Origin of the sequence: Synechococcus sp. PCC 7336 (assembly GCF_000332275.1) — a bacterium.
Taxonomy (GTDB): domain Bacteria; phylum Cyanobacteriota; class Cyanobacteriia; order Thermostichales; family PCC-7336; genus PCC-7336.
The window spans coordinates 3,664,116-3,678,032 of the sequence record NZ_CM001776.1; the positions used below are offsets into that span (position 1 = coordinate 3,664,116).

Consider the following 13,917-nt stretch of genomic DNA (forward strand, 5'->3'; position numbering starts at 1 on the left):
ATTTTTCGGTTTGAAATCGATTGATTGTATAAACAAAAAAGTGATGCAAGGAGCAAAATTCTTGCATCACTTTGTTCATATGAACTTGCGGCCTATGTAACCTAGCTTCGATGAGTGCGGCGCTTGCGTAAGCCCAAGCTACCGAGTGCGGCGATCGTGGATCCTACAATGGTCATAGGCTCAGGAATTACTGTGCCAGGGGTGACAAAAACATCGCTTTCGTCATTAGGGTCAATAGACCTGACGTGAATTCCAACCAAAAGTTCTCGACTATTTAGGGCAGCAGCAACATCGGCCAAAACACCGTCAAACTCAAGTACTAAGCTATCTCCGACCTGCAGTGCCCCTGCTGTTCCATTTAATCCATCAGGATTCCCCATAAGGTTAATGTTAGCGACGCCAAAATCCTCATTAAAAGCATCGCCATTGGGGTGATCGAGAATATTATTGCTTTGAGGCAGGTTGGCAGTTGTGGATCCGAATTGGACGCCATCAGCAGCACCACTTAAGATTGTTAAGTTGCTCAGCAGATCGGTTGAGTCTGAGAAGGCAATTTGCGCTACAGCTGCAGTGACGGTATTGGTTGTAAAAAAGCTAAATAAAACTTGACCGCCACCTGTATCAGAAACATCGAAACCAAAGTCACCAACAATACTGTCGCCAAAGGTGTCGCCAGGAAATATATTCTCAAAACCAAACATTGATGCTGCATTAGCTGGAGCCACTACAACCGTTGAAGCTAACCCCAAAGCTAATGTGGCCAGCGAACTGCGCCAAGTCACACTTGAAATCATTTATAAGACCCCACTATCGAAATTCACAACGGCAAAATAAATACGTGTTCTGTGAAGCTTCCCTCAGTGATTATACAGTACTTCTGCTAGGATCTCAAGAAAATGCACTGTAGTTTAAGTGTAAATACGGTTGCCTCCGCCTAACACTACAAACGCTCTTAGATGTAGCTCTAATGTTTCGATTTATTTCATGGTCTAACACCATGCAAGCTGCTATTTGGCTATATATTCCTAAGTTTGCTGCTTTAAAGAATTAAAAAATATACTTTGCCTTTCTTGTTTGCTTTCCAAGGCAGACTCTTTAATCTGCCGAACACTGAGATAGAGTCTCTTCAGCTTCAATCAGATACCGCCTCGGCTGCCACAAAGCAGGTCAAGTGCTTCGCCAGTAGAGCGCTACGATCGCCACCGACAGGCCAGCAATTTTGCCTAACGCGGTGAATCCCCTCAATGCTGGTTTGACGTCAGTCCGAGCGATTGTCGCCTTCGGTGACAGGAATCCGCACGACAAACGTTGTTCCCTCCCCCTCAGCCCCCGCCACCAATACAGAGCCTCCGTGCCGATCCACGCACTTTTTCACCACCGCCAGTCCCAACCCCGAGCCCTCGATCTGACCGACGTTCCCACCGCGATAAAATAACTCGAAGAGGCGATCGCGATCGCCCGCTAGAATCCCAATCCCCCGATCCGCTATCTCAAAAGTCACAACCTCTTCCCCCACAGACACCTGCAAGGCCACCTCAGCCCCTGCGGGAGAATACTTACGTGCGTTCGAAAGCAGATTCGTCAAAATCGAATGCAACAGCTTGCGATCGAGACAAACCCCATCGCCTCGACCCGAGCAGACAAACTGAATTGAGCTTGACTGTTGCGCATCAGTCGACTCCATTTCCTCCACAATCTGGCGGCATTCCTCAAACAAATTCAGAGGTTGGGGATCGAACTCGAGTTTCTGAGCCTCAGCCCTGGCAATGGTGAGGATGTCCGTCAGCATTTGACTCATACTTTTGGCAGCATCCTGAATCCGGTGCAAATTGCGCAGCTTTTTAGCATCGAGCCACTCCGGCTCCGAATGTTCCAGCATTTGTGCTGCCATCAAAATCACACTCAGTGGGGTACGGAATTCGTGGGAGGCCATCGAAAAGAAACGCAGCTTCAGTTCGGTCAACTCCCGCTCCCGCTCGAGAGCGCGACGCATCTCCTCTATCTGCAACCGGGCGGTAATATCGCGAGCGCAAACCACACAGCCCGAAAACCTGGTTGCATCGTCAAACCGTTTGACGATCGCTTCAAACACCCGCCAATCCCCTTGCCGATGTCGCCAGCGCCACTCGGCAGTTTGCACGGTGCCATCAGCAGCAAGGACCGTTGCTAATATCTTTGCTGCAGGAGTGCGATCGTCGGGGTGCAACCAATCTGCAAAGGGTTGACCGAGGGTCTGTTGGGGGTCGATATCTAAGCTGCGTCGCACGGATGGGCTGGCATATTGCACGCTACCCGCTCTATCCAGCAGCAGAATAATGTCAGAGGCATTTTCAATCAGTGCCCGAAATCGCTGTTCGCTGCGGCGCAGCCCCTGTTCCGCCATCCGCCGCTGCCGCCGTTCTCGGGCTTCTCGCAGTTCCCGCTCCACGGCAGGCAGGAGTCGAGCCCATTGACCCTTCATCAAATAATCGTGGGCTCCCAATTTCATCGCCGCCACCGCTCGATCTTCGCCAATGGTGCCAGACACCACAATGAATGGCAGATCGATCTGCATCGATTGCAGCAGCGCTAACGCAGCCGGGGCACTGAATTGCGGCAGCGTGTAGTCGGCGATCGCCAGATCCCAAGTTTGCTTTTTCAGGGCGGTCTGCATGGCGGTAGCCGTTTCTACCCGTTCGAACTCGACTCGATATCCTCCTCTGCGCAACAGCCTCACTGTCAGCAGCGCGTCATCCTCCGAATCTTCCACAATCAGCACTCGCAGGGGCTTGTCCATTGCAGCCAAATCTAGTGGTGACGGATCTCGAGCTCACTGCGGCAGCGGTGGCGCTTCGTTGAGTAACAGCCAGTAGATACCCAATTGTCTGACGGCTTCTGTGAACCGAACAAAATCGACGGGCTTGCGGATGTAGCTATTGCATCCCAAACGGTAGCTGGCCAGTCGGTCCTGTTCTTCCTGCGATGTAGTGAGTACGACTACGGGCACTAGTTTCGTGCGATCGTGCGATCGCAGCTCTTTCAATACCTCTAACCCGTCTATCTTCGGAAGCTTCAAATCGAGCAGGATCGGGGTCGGCAAGACTGCGCAATCGACATACTCTCCCCGGCCAAACAGAATATCTAACGCCTCTACTCCATCGCGTGCCACGACGATCTTGTTAGAAATGCGATTGCGCTTTAGGGCTCGCAGGGTGAGTGCTTCATCGTCGGGGTTATCTTCGACTAACAAGATCGCTTTGTGATTCACAGGTTCCTGAGGAGAATCATTTGAAATATCCTAGCTTCAATTGGTTGGGAAAGAGATCGAGTGTTCAGAGCGTAAAGAAGAATGTTGCGCCGCGATCGACTTCGGCCTCAGCCCATACCCGGCCTCGATGGCGGTTAATAATGCGTTTAACAGTGGCCAAGCCAATTCCCGTCCCCGAAAATTCAGCCATTCTATGGAGCCGTTGAAAGGGGCCGAACAACTTATCTGCATAGGCCATATCGAAGCCAGCTCCGTTATCCCGCACGAAATAAACCAGCCCCTCCGCTTCTGGCAGCGTGCCAAACTCAATTTGGGCCTGAGGAGTTTTGGAGGTGAATTTCCAGGCATTGCCGAGCAGATTTTCCAACATTACGCGCAACAAGCGGTCATCTCCTCGCACTTCGGGGGCGATCGCGATCGCCACATCCACCTGTCGATCGCGATCGGTTTGTTGGAGCAACTCTACAATCTCCGCTGCCAGTGCGCTCAGATCCACAGTTTCCCAGCGCAGTTCTTGGCGAGTGACGCGGGAGAGGGCGAGCAGATCGTCGATCGCCTGCCCCATGCGCTGAGTGGCGGCCCGAATGCGTTGCAGGAAATCTTGCCCGATGTCGTCGAGCACAGCCTCATAATCCTCTAACAGCGCTTGACTGAAGCCATCGATCCCCCGCAAGGGAGCGCGCAAATCGTGAGACACCGAATAACAAAACGATTCCAGTTCCTCATTGGTCGCGGCCAGTTGTGCCGTGCGCTCCAACACCCGTTGTTCCAAATCGCTATTGAGCTGACGAATCTCGGTCTCAGCCTGCTGCCGCTGTAGGGCATTGGTGATAATTTCCCCCACCATTCTCAACAGGTGCCGATAGCCGCGCGACCAATTGCGAACTGGCTTCAAAGAGCCAAGCCCCACCCATCCAATCGCCTCCCCTTCATAGCTGAGCGAGACGGCAACGAATGCTGCAAACGGAAAGGCTCGGTCGCGATCGCCTCCTGCTATCTCGGGGAGCTCGGCCACATTCGCCACCTCGATAACATTTCTGTCTTGCTGTTCGCAATGAAGTCGAGGAAAGCTCTCGGGCAGCAGGCTGGGAGCGCGATCGAGCCGAGATTCGATGCCTTCTGCCACCCATTGGCGGGCCACGATCGGGGTTTCGAGGTTGTCTGAGAACCGAAAGACAAAGCTGGAATCTACTCCAGCAAATTGGCCGATCTCCTGTAGGGCGCGATCGAGCCCGTCGGAGATCTGCTCGCAAGGCAAGTTAATGAAGCGAGTGGAAATATTGGCAATCAGGCGATCGATCTCCAATTGGCGTTGTAGGGCAAATTCGGCCCGCTTGCGCTCGGTAATGTCGTGGGCGACGCAGTAAAGTAATTGCCGTTCGGGGAAGGGGGTAGCATTCCACAACAGCCAGCGGTAGGAGCCATCTTTGCATCGATAGCGATTTTCAAATGCAATCGTGTTGATGCCGACATCCGCCAGCTTGCGGGCTTCCGCTATGGTGGACTCGCGATCGTCGGGATGAATGAAGTCGAGATAGGGCTCGGCCAACAATTCTGCCTGCGTGTAGCCGAGAGTTTTCTCCCAGATGGGGTTGAGACGTTTGAAGTAGCCGTCAAACCCGGCAATGCAGAGCATATCTATCGACAGCGTGAAGAACCGCTCGAGGTTGCCCTCTTCTACCCCGCTGTCTGGAGGTAAAGCGGAATGGAATGACTGCTCGGTCTCGCTGGCAGCTCCGTTCGAGCTTGCGATCGCCTTCAATTGGGGATTAGAGGAGTCGTCGTTCATCGCAGCCCTGCCCAGACCAATTTGCTAGGAATAGCCATACCACCGAGTGAGCGAGTCGCTAACTCACCTCTATACCGATGTCGGTCCTTCGATGTGCATCCTATCAGTTTCGCTAAGAGACCGTCTCGGCCAGAACCAAAATAACCTGAGTTCGATGGCTCTGATGGCCCTCACCCCTCGCATTTCTGACCTGTTCGCAATTGAGATCTAAAGTTGACTCGACATCGCTCCTTTGGGAATACTTACTACCAATGGCTGAGGCTGCACGTTAAGAATGAGACTCTTATTGGTCGAAGATGATATCCGTCTGGTTGAGGTTTTAGCTGAAGCACTACAGGACTATTCTTATGTCGTCGATGTGGTCGGCGATGGAGAAGCGGGTCTGGACCAGGCGATTCGGGAAGAATACAGCTTGATTCTGCTGGATGTGATGCTGCCTAAACTGGATGGGGTGAGTCTCTGCAGGTCACTGCGATCGCGCGGTTGTGCGATACCCATTTTGATGGTGACAGCTCGCGATGCCAGCACCGATAAAGTCGCAGGATTGGATGCCGGAGCCGACGACTATCTTGTCAAACCTCTGGACTTGCCAGAATTGTTAGCCCGCATTCGAGCCCTCTTGCGACGGGGGCAAGCGATCGCTCAACCCGTTCTTCAGTGGGGGGCATTGCAGCTCGACCCCAGCTGCTATTCAGTCACCTACAATCGCTCCCCCCTACATCTAACCCCCAAAGAGTTTTCACTGCTGGAACTGTTCCTGCGCAGCGGCCAGCGGGTGTTGAGCCGACGAACCATTGTCGGCCAACTGTGGAGCTATGACGATCCGCCCGTGGAAGACTCTGTCAAAGCCCATGTCAAGGCATTGCGCCACAAACTCAAAGCAGTGGGAGCCCCCCCCGATGCGATTGAAAACATTCGCGGTGTGGGCTATCGGCTCAAGCAGTTGGCCTGACCTTTACGCTGCAGAGTCTTCAGCTAGGCCGAGGTCTCGCTGGCTCTGTTGTAGCTGTTCCCAGCAGAACAGAATGCCGTCGTAGGCTTTCTCGCGATCGATCTTGCCTTCGGTCTCCATTGCTCGAATGGCACCGATGCGTCGAATAAATCGCTTCAAACAATCCCTGTAGATTGCCTGTGCGGGGGTTGATGTCAGGTAAGACAATTTCTCTAGGGCTCGGGCGGGATAGCCGAGATCGAGCGTCCGGTTAGAGGTCATGAGTGATACTCTCCAGCAAGGGTATTCAATTGAGTTTGCAAGCGGCGAGTGCCGCGAGATGGCCAGAAAAATATCTCACCCGAACCAACGGGAAGGTTCGTCACTGTAGCGATAGTTACCGATTCGGGCAAACTGGCAGTGACTGCTGTTGTCTTGCAACACCTCCGCGAGGCCCAAATGGACGAGCAGTCGCACTCGGTCGAGTTGTACGTCCAAATCTTGCCGGTCGGACTCTATCTTGCCTGCGCGCGCGCGATCGATCGAGGCTTGACCGAGCACCTGCTTGAGAACGTAGTCAATCAATTGCTGCTTGACTTCAGAAATCGCAAACACCCTTTGATAGGGTTCTGGGGGATAGGTTGGCAAAATAGAGTCGATTTCGCGGGCGATAACCGTCGGTAGCACCCTGACTATTGCGTAGCTCATCTTCCTTCTCTCTAAAGGGATTGGAGGCAGTTTTTCACCTCGATGCCCACTCTAAAGAGCCTGGGAGAAAGAAGGGGGAAGAAAGCGAGAAGAAAGCGGGAAGTATGGGAAGATCGCGCCTAAATTCGAGCCGGAACAGCAAATGCACTCGAAGCGCGTCTATTGCACGGGAGCCCCGTCCTCTTGCTGAGGTAACGTCAGATCGCCAGCATCATCTCTAAAGCGATAGAACAAATACCGGTCTAAAAACGGCTGTTCGTCCAAAACATGCTGAATCATCCCCCGATCCATCAGAATCTGACCGATCTGAGTTGCATTCTCCCGCGTTGTCCGCTGATTCTCCATCAACCATTCCACCGCCTCAGCTCCCACAAAACAGTTTCGATACGTCGTTAGCCGATAGCGGCGATCGCGAATTTCCACGCCGCCCTCCCCCCGCATCTTCTCCACCAACTCGGTCACCTGCGTCTCTGTAAAAGCATCCTGCAACTGCAGCGGCGTCAAAAATTCCTTCGACCAAGCATCTTCTACAAAGGGACGCTCTTCCGCTTCACAGCCCGCGAGCAGTTCCTCAAGTTCTGCTAACGACTCTGAATCCACTTGCTGTTTCAGCCAAACCCCGGCCATTTTTTCTAAGTGAGGCGATCGCAAATGCACGTCCCGCTGCGGAAATGGCACTTGAACCCCCAACTTGCGCAAGTTGGCTTCAATTCGATAATTCAAGTCACTTTTTAGACTAAACTGCTGTCGAGGATCGGCCAGCCATACCAAGAGCTCGAAATTTAGAGCACTGTCTCCAAACCCTTGAAACCAGACCTGCGGTCGAGGATATTGCAACACTGTCGGATGGCTGCGAGCTGCTCTCAATAGAACTGCGCGCACTTGACGAATGTCGGAACCGTAGGCCACCCCGAGGGGAACGTGCAAGCGAGAAACGGCATGACCTTGACTCCAGTTGATTGCCTCTCGATCCAAAATGTGGGAGTTGGGCACGACGATCGCGACGCGATCGAGGGTGCGAATTGTGGTGCTGCGGGCTCCAATTCGCTCTACCGTTCCCACCAACGAGCCGATGTTGACAAAATCCCCCACCTGCACGGGACGATCCAACAAAATCACCCAACCACTAATGAAATTCCTGAAGATATTCTGCAGGCCAAATCCCACTCCCACACTAAAAACACTGGCCACAATGGTCAGGGATGTCAGATCCAGCCCCCAAGCCTGCAAGATCGCAATCGTGCCCACAATGAGCAGAGCATATTGAATGGTCGTTGCCACGCCATCCGGCAGGCTGGCTTCAGCCCCCAGTGGTTGCAAAATCTGAGATTTGAGCAGGCGGGTCGAGGCGATCGCCCCCGCCCAAACTCCCGCCAGCAGCCCCAGCAACACCATCAAGTCGAGCAGAGAAAACCCGCCACTGGCCCCCATCGTGACAATTAAGGGTTCCTGAAAACTGGTGGTTAAAAACTGCAGGAACTGATAGCGCCCCCGCCGCAAGAGCGGCCATAATTCCGCAATCCAAAAGCTAACCCCCAGCCAACAGCCCAAACGACCCAGGATGAGTCCCAAAGCTAACATCAGTCTGGCCAACTGTTGCGATCGCCTCTGCTGTGGCTGGCGGCGATCTCGGCGCGACATCAGCCGATGCCCAAAACCAAGCCCGAGATGAATCGCGATCGCCCCCAGCAGAATCCCCCCGCTGCGCCAGAGCGCCTGACGGCGATAGCCTGGAGTGCGTTCTTGCAATGCCCGCTCTAAAGAAAACTGAAGCCGCCGCTCCCACAAGCGCGCTTGTAACTCGGGGGTGAGACCGGGGAGAGTGTCTCGTTCTGTAACGGTGAGGAGATGGTTGCCGCCAGCACTAATATTGGCTTGCAATCCCTCCGTATCGGTCGTGAGGGCTAAATCCCTCGGGTTGCGCGATCGCAGTGCTTCTCGCAGATTGGCATTAATGTATCCAGCTCGATTGCTCGCAGTCAGGGTATCGGTGGCATGGATGCGAAATAGTTCGCGACCGTCCAGCACCACTGGAGCTGTTCGAGAGAGTGCGTCGAGAGGGGATTGAGCAAGGACGGGCAGGGGGGCGATCGCCCAGCCGAATAGAAGAATCGCGACTGCGATGACGAGGCCACTCCAACGGCGAAGCGATCTCAACTGAACGGGTTGGGCGAGCATGTAGTTTTTGCTGCAGTATCAGATGGCGATGCTGACTGCGGAAGATTGAGGCAGTGGAGGCGATCGCTATTTGCCAACAGGCTATCCTAGAAACCCAGTCTTAGGGCTGACCGAGAGCGAAGCTAACGGTTTATGCGACTGTGGATTGGCGCTCTTGCAGGCCAATGCCGATGAGGAAAGATAGAGCAGCGATGACCGCCTTTTCGCAGTGATAGGGAGAACGCTCGTAGAAGGCACTCCAGGCGCGGGCTCGCAAACCGCCGTCAAACCGATAGCGATCGCGATGCTCGGGATGCTCTTCCAGCCATGCCAAGCGGACGGCATGACCGATGACTACATCCATCACTAGATCGTCTTCGATTTGCAGATCGGGGTTCGCCTCGACAGCCTGCGAGAGGGCCATTAGAGCCTCCACGTTGAGTTGGCGATATTCGGGAGCTGCGGTTTTGTTGAGCAAATGCTCGATCGCGCGGGCAAAGTTCTGCTCGCCAGGGGTCATCTCTGCCAAAATCAACTGACTGTCGAGGTGGTTGCGGCGCTCTAATTTATCTCCGATCGCCAACCCTTTACAGTGACCCATCAAGTTCCACACCCGGCGGTAAAAGTCGGGGGGGACGCGGTTGAGACTGCCTTCCATGCGGCGGCGGCGCAGCCAACCCCCTGCTGGTAGGGGCTCTTGGGCGTCGGGCACCTCCACTTGCTGCAAATCGGGGCGATGGGTGCGAATGTGCAACGATTCTTGCTGGACGACAGCACGATCGAACTGGTTGTATTCCTCCAATACCTGCTTTAGGTGAGTCTTAATTTCAAAGGGGCTCATGGCCATCATGCGATCGTAGGCGTCCTCCTGCCCCAACTCAAACGCTTGAGCGATCTCGCCAGTAATCAACAGGATCAAATTGCTCACCCGCAACGTGATGAGATTGTCGAACAAACTGGGGTTCGAGCGCACTAGCAGGCTCAAGAAGATCGTAATTTCCTGGGTGAGAACGTGCTCCCGCACATCTTCACTGCAAAATCGCAGAATCTTGGCAAAGATTTGCTCCTGCGATTGGGGACTGGAAATGGTAGAAGCTTCGGTATAGGCTTTGCCCACCGCCACCACCTTTTGTCGCACTAAAATATCGGTAACTGCATCCGCCAGTCCAATATCCACTTTGCGCAGCAAGCCCGCTGCCCGTCGCACCACCGACCACAACTGCAGCCGACCCGCTCGGTTGTAAAGCTCGTCCAGCAAATCTTGAATGGTGACCTCGAGGCTGTGGTGCCGACCGAAGCCCGTGTCGCAGTCAGCTCCCTCCAGGGGCAGCAACGTACTTAAAACCTCTACCTGCTCGTAGGGATTGCCCGAGCGTCGCAATCGCTTCAGTAGAGCCTCGACATCCGTTTCGCACTCCAATAATAATTCCTGATTGCTGCTGAGAGGGTGAGTCTCGGCCTCGTCATATCGCAGGTATGAGGGCAACACTTGCTCGCCCGCCAGAGGTTGGGATACTAATTCGAAGTCGTGCAGATAATCGATCCGCTCGGTCCCCGCCGTCAGCTTCAATTGGTCGATCCGACCCAACTGCACCGTGACGCCATTGCAACTGCCCTCTTGCAATTCCTGCATGAGATCGAGTAGAGCGGTACTGCCCGATCGCAGCAGATTGCGGGTAATCATCAACACCATTGTGGGGCGACCGAGAGTGCGCCAATGTTGTTGCAGGTAAGCCAGTTCGGAGCGGATGGTGGCGACTAAAAAGTGATAGTCGATGGTGAGGTAGAACTGGCGGCGATCGAGAAAGGCGGGCAGGAACAGAGTGGGTTGACCCTTGAGGCGAAAAATTCGGGAGGTGGCGAGACTGCGCATCCGCTGCAGGGGACAGCCGCTCAGTCCCAGGCGATCGTTGCGGCCCACCTGCATGTAGGCTTTCGCCAGGCGATCGGCACTCCACACCTGAATTGGGACGATTTCTGCTAGCGTTTGGGTGTCGATGCCGCGGGCGGCCAATTCCGCTTGCAAGGGCTTATCTTCCGCTAACAACGCCAGTTGGACAATGGGAACGGCTCGCGAGTTGAGGCTATTGCGACGGCCTAAGGGGTCGATATCGGAGACGGACAGCAATCCTTCGGCTACCATTTCGCCCAGTAAATATAGGCTTTGTGCCCACACCAGTGGCAGGTTGGCATTGGGATAGCGCTGTTGGCTGCCCGGTTGGGCGCGCTCGTCCTCGATCGCGTCGAGGGGTACGAAATAGAGTTCGGGCAGTAACTGTTGGCCGTCTTTTTCGACTAAGAGGGCCTCGAGTTTGCTGCGGTATGCCTCAGCCCGATCGCGATCGCCCAGACAGAGGGCATCCAACAGAGAGTAGGTGAAGAACAGCGGCCATTCGCATTCAATGTGCTCGAACTGCTTCAGTTCTGAGGGCTCGTAATGCAAGCGACGGGTATCTTCGATCGCCGTTTGGTGCCCGTCTCGCAAAAACCGCTTGCAGCCGTAGCGGCCCTCTAATTGGTTTCGAATCTTGTTACGGGTGGTTTCGACTAGGTCTCGATGTTCGACTGCATAGGCGGGGTAACCGATGATGCTGAGGGTGGCGGCGTCCACCTCTTTCGAGCTGGATTCGCGCGGGAGCAGGGACTCTAAGGTGACGCGAGCGCGGGCGATATCGTGGGCCAAGACGTGAACGACCGAGGCTTGGCCGCCATTGAGGCCGAACAGATTGAAATCGTTCATTGCCTCTAGAGCCGCCTTGGCCATCCCCACAGAACTGGCGTTGAGTTCGGGCTTGCCGTGGTTGATTTTGTTACCCCGTTCCCAAATGCCGTAATCGGGGGTTTGGTAGGCCTTCCCGATATAAAAGACAAGATTTTGCACGAACGCCACCTCGTCCGAGGTGAAGATGACGCGCAATCCCGAGGCCGTCATTTGAGCCAGAAACAGTAAGAATAATGAGGTAGCGTCGAGTTGCAGGTGGCCCCACTCTCGATCTCCGACGACTACATCCCCTGTCGAGGTGTCGTATTTGGCGTGCAAGGCGTCGAGAGGATCTTGGCTGTGTTTGAACTGCTCCACTTTGTGGGCTTGCTTCATCATGGCAGCCAGAAGGCCGCGCATGAGTTTGACTGTGCTTTGTTCCAATTCGTAGGCGCGACCGTTGGTGTCGTCAGTATCGCGATAGGCAAGTGCTAGCCCCCAAACGGCCAAAATGCTGTAGACGTTGTCTCGCACCCAGGCATCGGTATAGTCTCCATGCTCGTTGACGGCAGTGCTGGCTGGCAGCAGGCCGGTGATGGGGTGTTGGCGAGCGAGAATGGTGGCGCGGACTTGGCTGTAGTAAAAGTCGAGGCGCGATCGCTGCTGGTGAGGTTGGAGAGGGACGGACAAAGGTACGAATAGTAATTCACATCACTATTGTGGGGGGGAAGGGGGAATCGGTAAATGGCTTCTATACCTAGTAAAACTCTCGACTTGGTAAAACTCTCGACTTGGTAAAACTCTCGAATCTCGTGACAATCCCGAAGTTATTGCAAAATCAGCACGGGAACTCCCTGTCTGCGGAGATTGTCAGCCATGTGACGGGCGTATTCTAGCTGTTCGAATGCGGCCAGTTGAACGTAGGTTTCGTCGCCGAGCTGTTTGACAAAGGCCCCTTGCGAATACTGTTGCGCTCGAGCCAAGCTGCCATCGTCTTGGTAAGTCATTAAGACGAGAAAGGTGCCCGAACCGAGGTTGGGTCCGAGCCCGTCCACAGAAGGGGTGACGGGAGTGGCAAACGCCACATTTTGACTTTCAACCTGTTCGGTTGTTGGAGAACCGGCCTCGAAGAGATCTGCTTCGCTAGATTCAGTTCCTTGCCCCGCAGCGTTCGCAACCGCCTCGCCATCTGGACCGATATCGTTGGCCCGCTGCCACCTAGGATTCGATCGAATGCGAGCTGTTTCAGAGGGAGAGACTGGAATCAGAGGTAGTTCTTCCAGCGGAATGCTAATCAGTCCTGTTTCCGGTTGCTGCACCACAGGTGAATCTTGGCGATCGTCTCGGGTCGTCTGCGGATTGGGACTTGTCAGCCACGAGAACGCTAGCCCAATGCCCGCAGCAGCAGCCAACAAACTCAGCAGTGCCACAAAGGGAAATAAATTGATGCCTCTGCGAGAATCGTCTTCCATGTCGAGATCTTCAAAATACGGTTGAGGGTGGGTCGATTGGGGAGGATTCCCCCCTCTGGAAATGTTGCTTGCTTGGCGATCGCCGAGCGGCGAGTTGACTCGGTTCTCTTGCCAGCGACGAAATGCCTCCAGCTCTTCCTCTGCGTCTAAGTCGAGATAGGCGAGAGCTTGCTGCAGTCGCTTGTCTGAGGATTGACGTAAATCGGAGTTCGGGCGGGGTGAAAAGGGCTTCATGTCACCTTAGAGGCCAACTGACAGAGGGAAATCTCAATGGGAGTGGAAAGACCTTCCAGCTCAATAGGCTAGAAAAATAAACTGAGGATGTCGCTTGGTAGTAATTGTAACAATCTTTCGCGCGATCGCGAAATAGCCTGCTGCACCTGTTCCAACGATAGCGCATATCCTTCAGCGGCCAATTGAGCGCTAATTTGCTCGGGCTGCCATTGAAACACCTCGGCGAAGACCAGAATAAATCGCAGATCCCCCGGCAGTGAGGCGATCGCCTGTTGTAGGTAGCACCACAGTGGCGGAGATACAGCGGCACTGCCGCGAGCAAGTCGGCTGTCTGGTTCGATCGACCCTGGCAATTTCGGGGCTGGCAGTTGGGGGAAGACTTGGGGCAGTTGAGTTGTTATCCACACATCCAGGCGCTCCCATTGGGGAGCGGTGTCGTCAGCATCGAGCCAAGTTTGGTAAAACTGCTGCCAGAGTCGATTCAGGTAGTGGGCACGTTCGGCAGGTTGCGGACAAAAGCGGCGGACGAGTTCTTTGAGTAAAGCGCGATAGCGGCAGTAAAGGGCAACTGAGTAGCGTCCCGACTCGGGATGGAGCTGCAGCATTTGCACGAGTTCGCGATCGGAGAGCGAGTCGAGCGATCGCACCATTTGGCTGTCACAGGGTGTGGGCATGGGG

The 13,917-nt window shown here is 54.4% G+C and carries 11 protein-coding genes; 1 reads left to right on the forward strand and 10 read right to left on the reverse strand.

Features of this window, described 5'->3' with window-relative positions; genetic code table 11:
* Positions 1-101 precede the first annotated feature (101 nt).
* From SYN7336_RS17425 to SYN7336_RS28220, 4 genes are all read right to left on the reverse strand, one after another.
* The gene (locus tag SYN7336_RS17425) at positions 102-794 is read right to left on the reverse strand and encodes a PEP-CTERM sorting domain-containing protein (RefSeq protein WP_017327221.1); all 693 of its coding nucleotides are present in this window, start codon (positions 792-794) and stop codon (positions 102-104) included.
* A gap of 464 nt (positions 795-1,258) precedes the next feature.
* Complete coding sequence (locus tag SYN7336_RS26500) at positions 1,259-2,776, reverse strand: ATP-binding protein (protein ID WP_017327222.1); 1,518 nt, start codon at positions 2,774-2,776, stop codon at positions 1,259-1,261.
* 33 nt (positions 2,777-2,809) lie between these two features.
* Positions 2,810-3,247, reverse strand: a complete 438-nt coding sequence (locus tag SYN7336_RS17435; protein WP_017327223.1) for a response regulator — start codon at positions 3,245-3,247, stop codon at positions 2,810-2,812.
* 64 nt (positions 3,248-3,311) lie between these two features.
* Positions 3,312-5,036 carry an ATP-binding protein gene (locus tag SYN7336_RS28220; RefSeq protein ID WP_017327224.1) on the reverse strand — a complete coding sequence of 575 codons (1,725 nt, stop codon included), beginning with the start codon at positions 5,034-5,036 and terminating at the stop codon, positions 3,312-3,314.
* Positions 5,037-5,310: 274 nt separating this feature from the next.
* On the opposite strand from SYN7336_RS28220, the gene SYN7336_RS17445 reads away from it, so the two are divergent.
* Positions 5,311-5,988, forward strand: coding sequence for a response regulator transcription factor (locus tag SYN7336_RS17445; protein ID WP_017327225.1), 678 nt, complete (start codon positions 5,311-5,313; stop codon positions 5,986-5,988).
* Between the two features lie 3 nt (positions 5,989-5,991).
* Here SYN7336_RS17445 and SYN7336_RS26510 read toward each other — a convergent pair whose 3' ends face one another.
* From SYN7336_RS26510 to SYN7336_RS17475, 6 genes are all read right to left on the reverse strand, one after another.
* Positions 5,992-6,249, reverse strand: coding sequence for a hypothetical protein (locus SYN7336_RS26510; RefSeq protein ID WP_017327226.1), 258 nt, complete (start codon positions 6,247-6,249; stop codon positions 5,992-5,994).
* A 75-nt stretch (positions 6,250-6,324) separates the two neighbouring features.
* Entirely contained in the window at positions 6,325-6,675 is a 351-nt protein-coding gene (locus SYN7336_RS26515) for a hypothetical protein (protein WP_038026073.1), read from the reverse strand.
* A gap of 159 nt (positions 6,676-6,834) precedes the next feature.
* Positions 6,835-8,853, reverse strand: coding sequence for a mechanosensitive ion channel domain-containing protein (locus SYN7336_RS26520; protein ID WP_017327228.1), 2,019 nt, complete (start codon positions 8,851-8,853; stop codon positions 6,835-6,837).
* 130 nt (positions 8,854-8,983) lie between these two features.
* Entirely contained in the window at positions 8,984-12,223 is a 3,240-nt protein-coding gene (locus tag SYN7336_RS17465) for a glycoside hydrolase family 15 protein (protein ID WP_017327229.1), read from the reverse strand.
* Between the two features lie 137 nt (positions 12,224-12,360).
* Complete coding sequence (locus SYN7336_RS17470) at positions 12,361-13,239, reverse strand: hypothetical protein (protein WP_017327230.1); 879 nt, start codon at positions 13,237-13,239, stop codon at positions 12,361-12,363.
* A 68-nt stretch (positions 13,240-13,307) separates the two neighbouring features.
* Positions 13,308-13,913 carry a hypothetical protein gene (locus tag SYN7336_RS17475; RefSeq protein WP_017327231.1) on the reverse strand — a complete coding sequence of 202 codons (606 nt, stop codon included), beginning with the start codon at positions 13,911-13,913 and terminating at the stop codon, positions 13,308-13,310.
* Between the last annotated feature and the right edge of the window lie 4 nt (positions 13,914-13,917).

Excerpts from the sequence above, each read along its gene's own strand:
- SYN7336_RS17425 (WP_017327221.1), bottom strand. The coding sequence starts at position 794 with ATGATTTCAAGTGTGACTTGGCGCAGTTCGCTGGCCACATTAGCTTTG.
- SYN7336_RS26500 (WP_017327222.1), bottom strand. The coding sequence starts at position 2,776 with ATGGACAAGCCCCTGCGAGTGCTGATTGTGGAAGATTCGGAGGATGAC.
- SYN7336_RS28220 (WP_017327224.1), bottom strand. The coding sequence starts at position 5,036 with ATGAACGACGACTCCTCTAATCCCCAATTGAAGGCGATCGCAAGCTCG.
- SYN7336_RS17445 (WP_017327225.1), top strand. The coding sequence starts at position 5,311 with ATGAGACTCTTATTGGTCGAAGATGATATCCGTCTGGTTGAGGTTTTA.
- SYN7336_RS26510 (WP_017327226.1), bottom strand. The coding sequence starts at position 6,249 with ATGACCTCTAACCGGACGCTCGATCTCGGCTATCCCGCCCGAGCCCTA.
- SYN7336_RS26515 (WP_038026073.1), bottom strand. The coding sequence starts at position 6,675 with ATGAGCTACGCAATAGTCAGGGTGCTACCGACGGTTATCGCCCGCGAA.
- SYN7336_RS26520 (WP_017327228.1), bottom strand. The coding sequence starts at position 8,853 with ATGCTCGCCCAACCCGTTCAGTTGAGATCGCTTCGCCGTTGGAGTGGC.
- SYN7336_RS17470 (WP_017327230.1), bottom strand. The coding sequence starts at position 13,239 with ATGAAGCCCTTTTCACCCCGCCCGAACTCCGATTTACGTCAATCCTCA.
- SYN7336_RS17475 (WP_017327231.1), bottom strand. The coding sequence starts at position 13,913 with ATGCCCACACCCTGTGACAGCCAAATGGTGCGATCGCTCGACTCGCTC.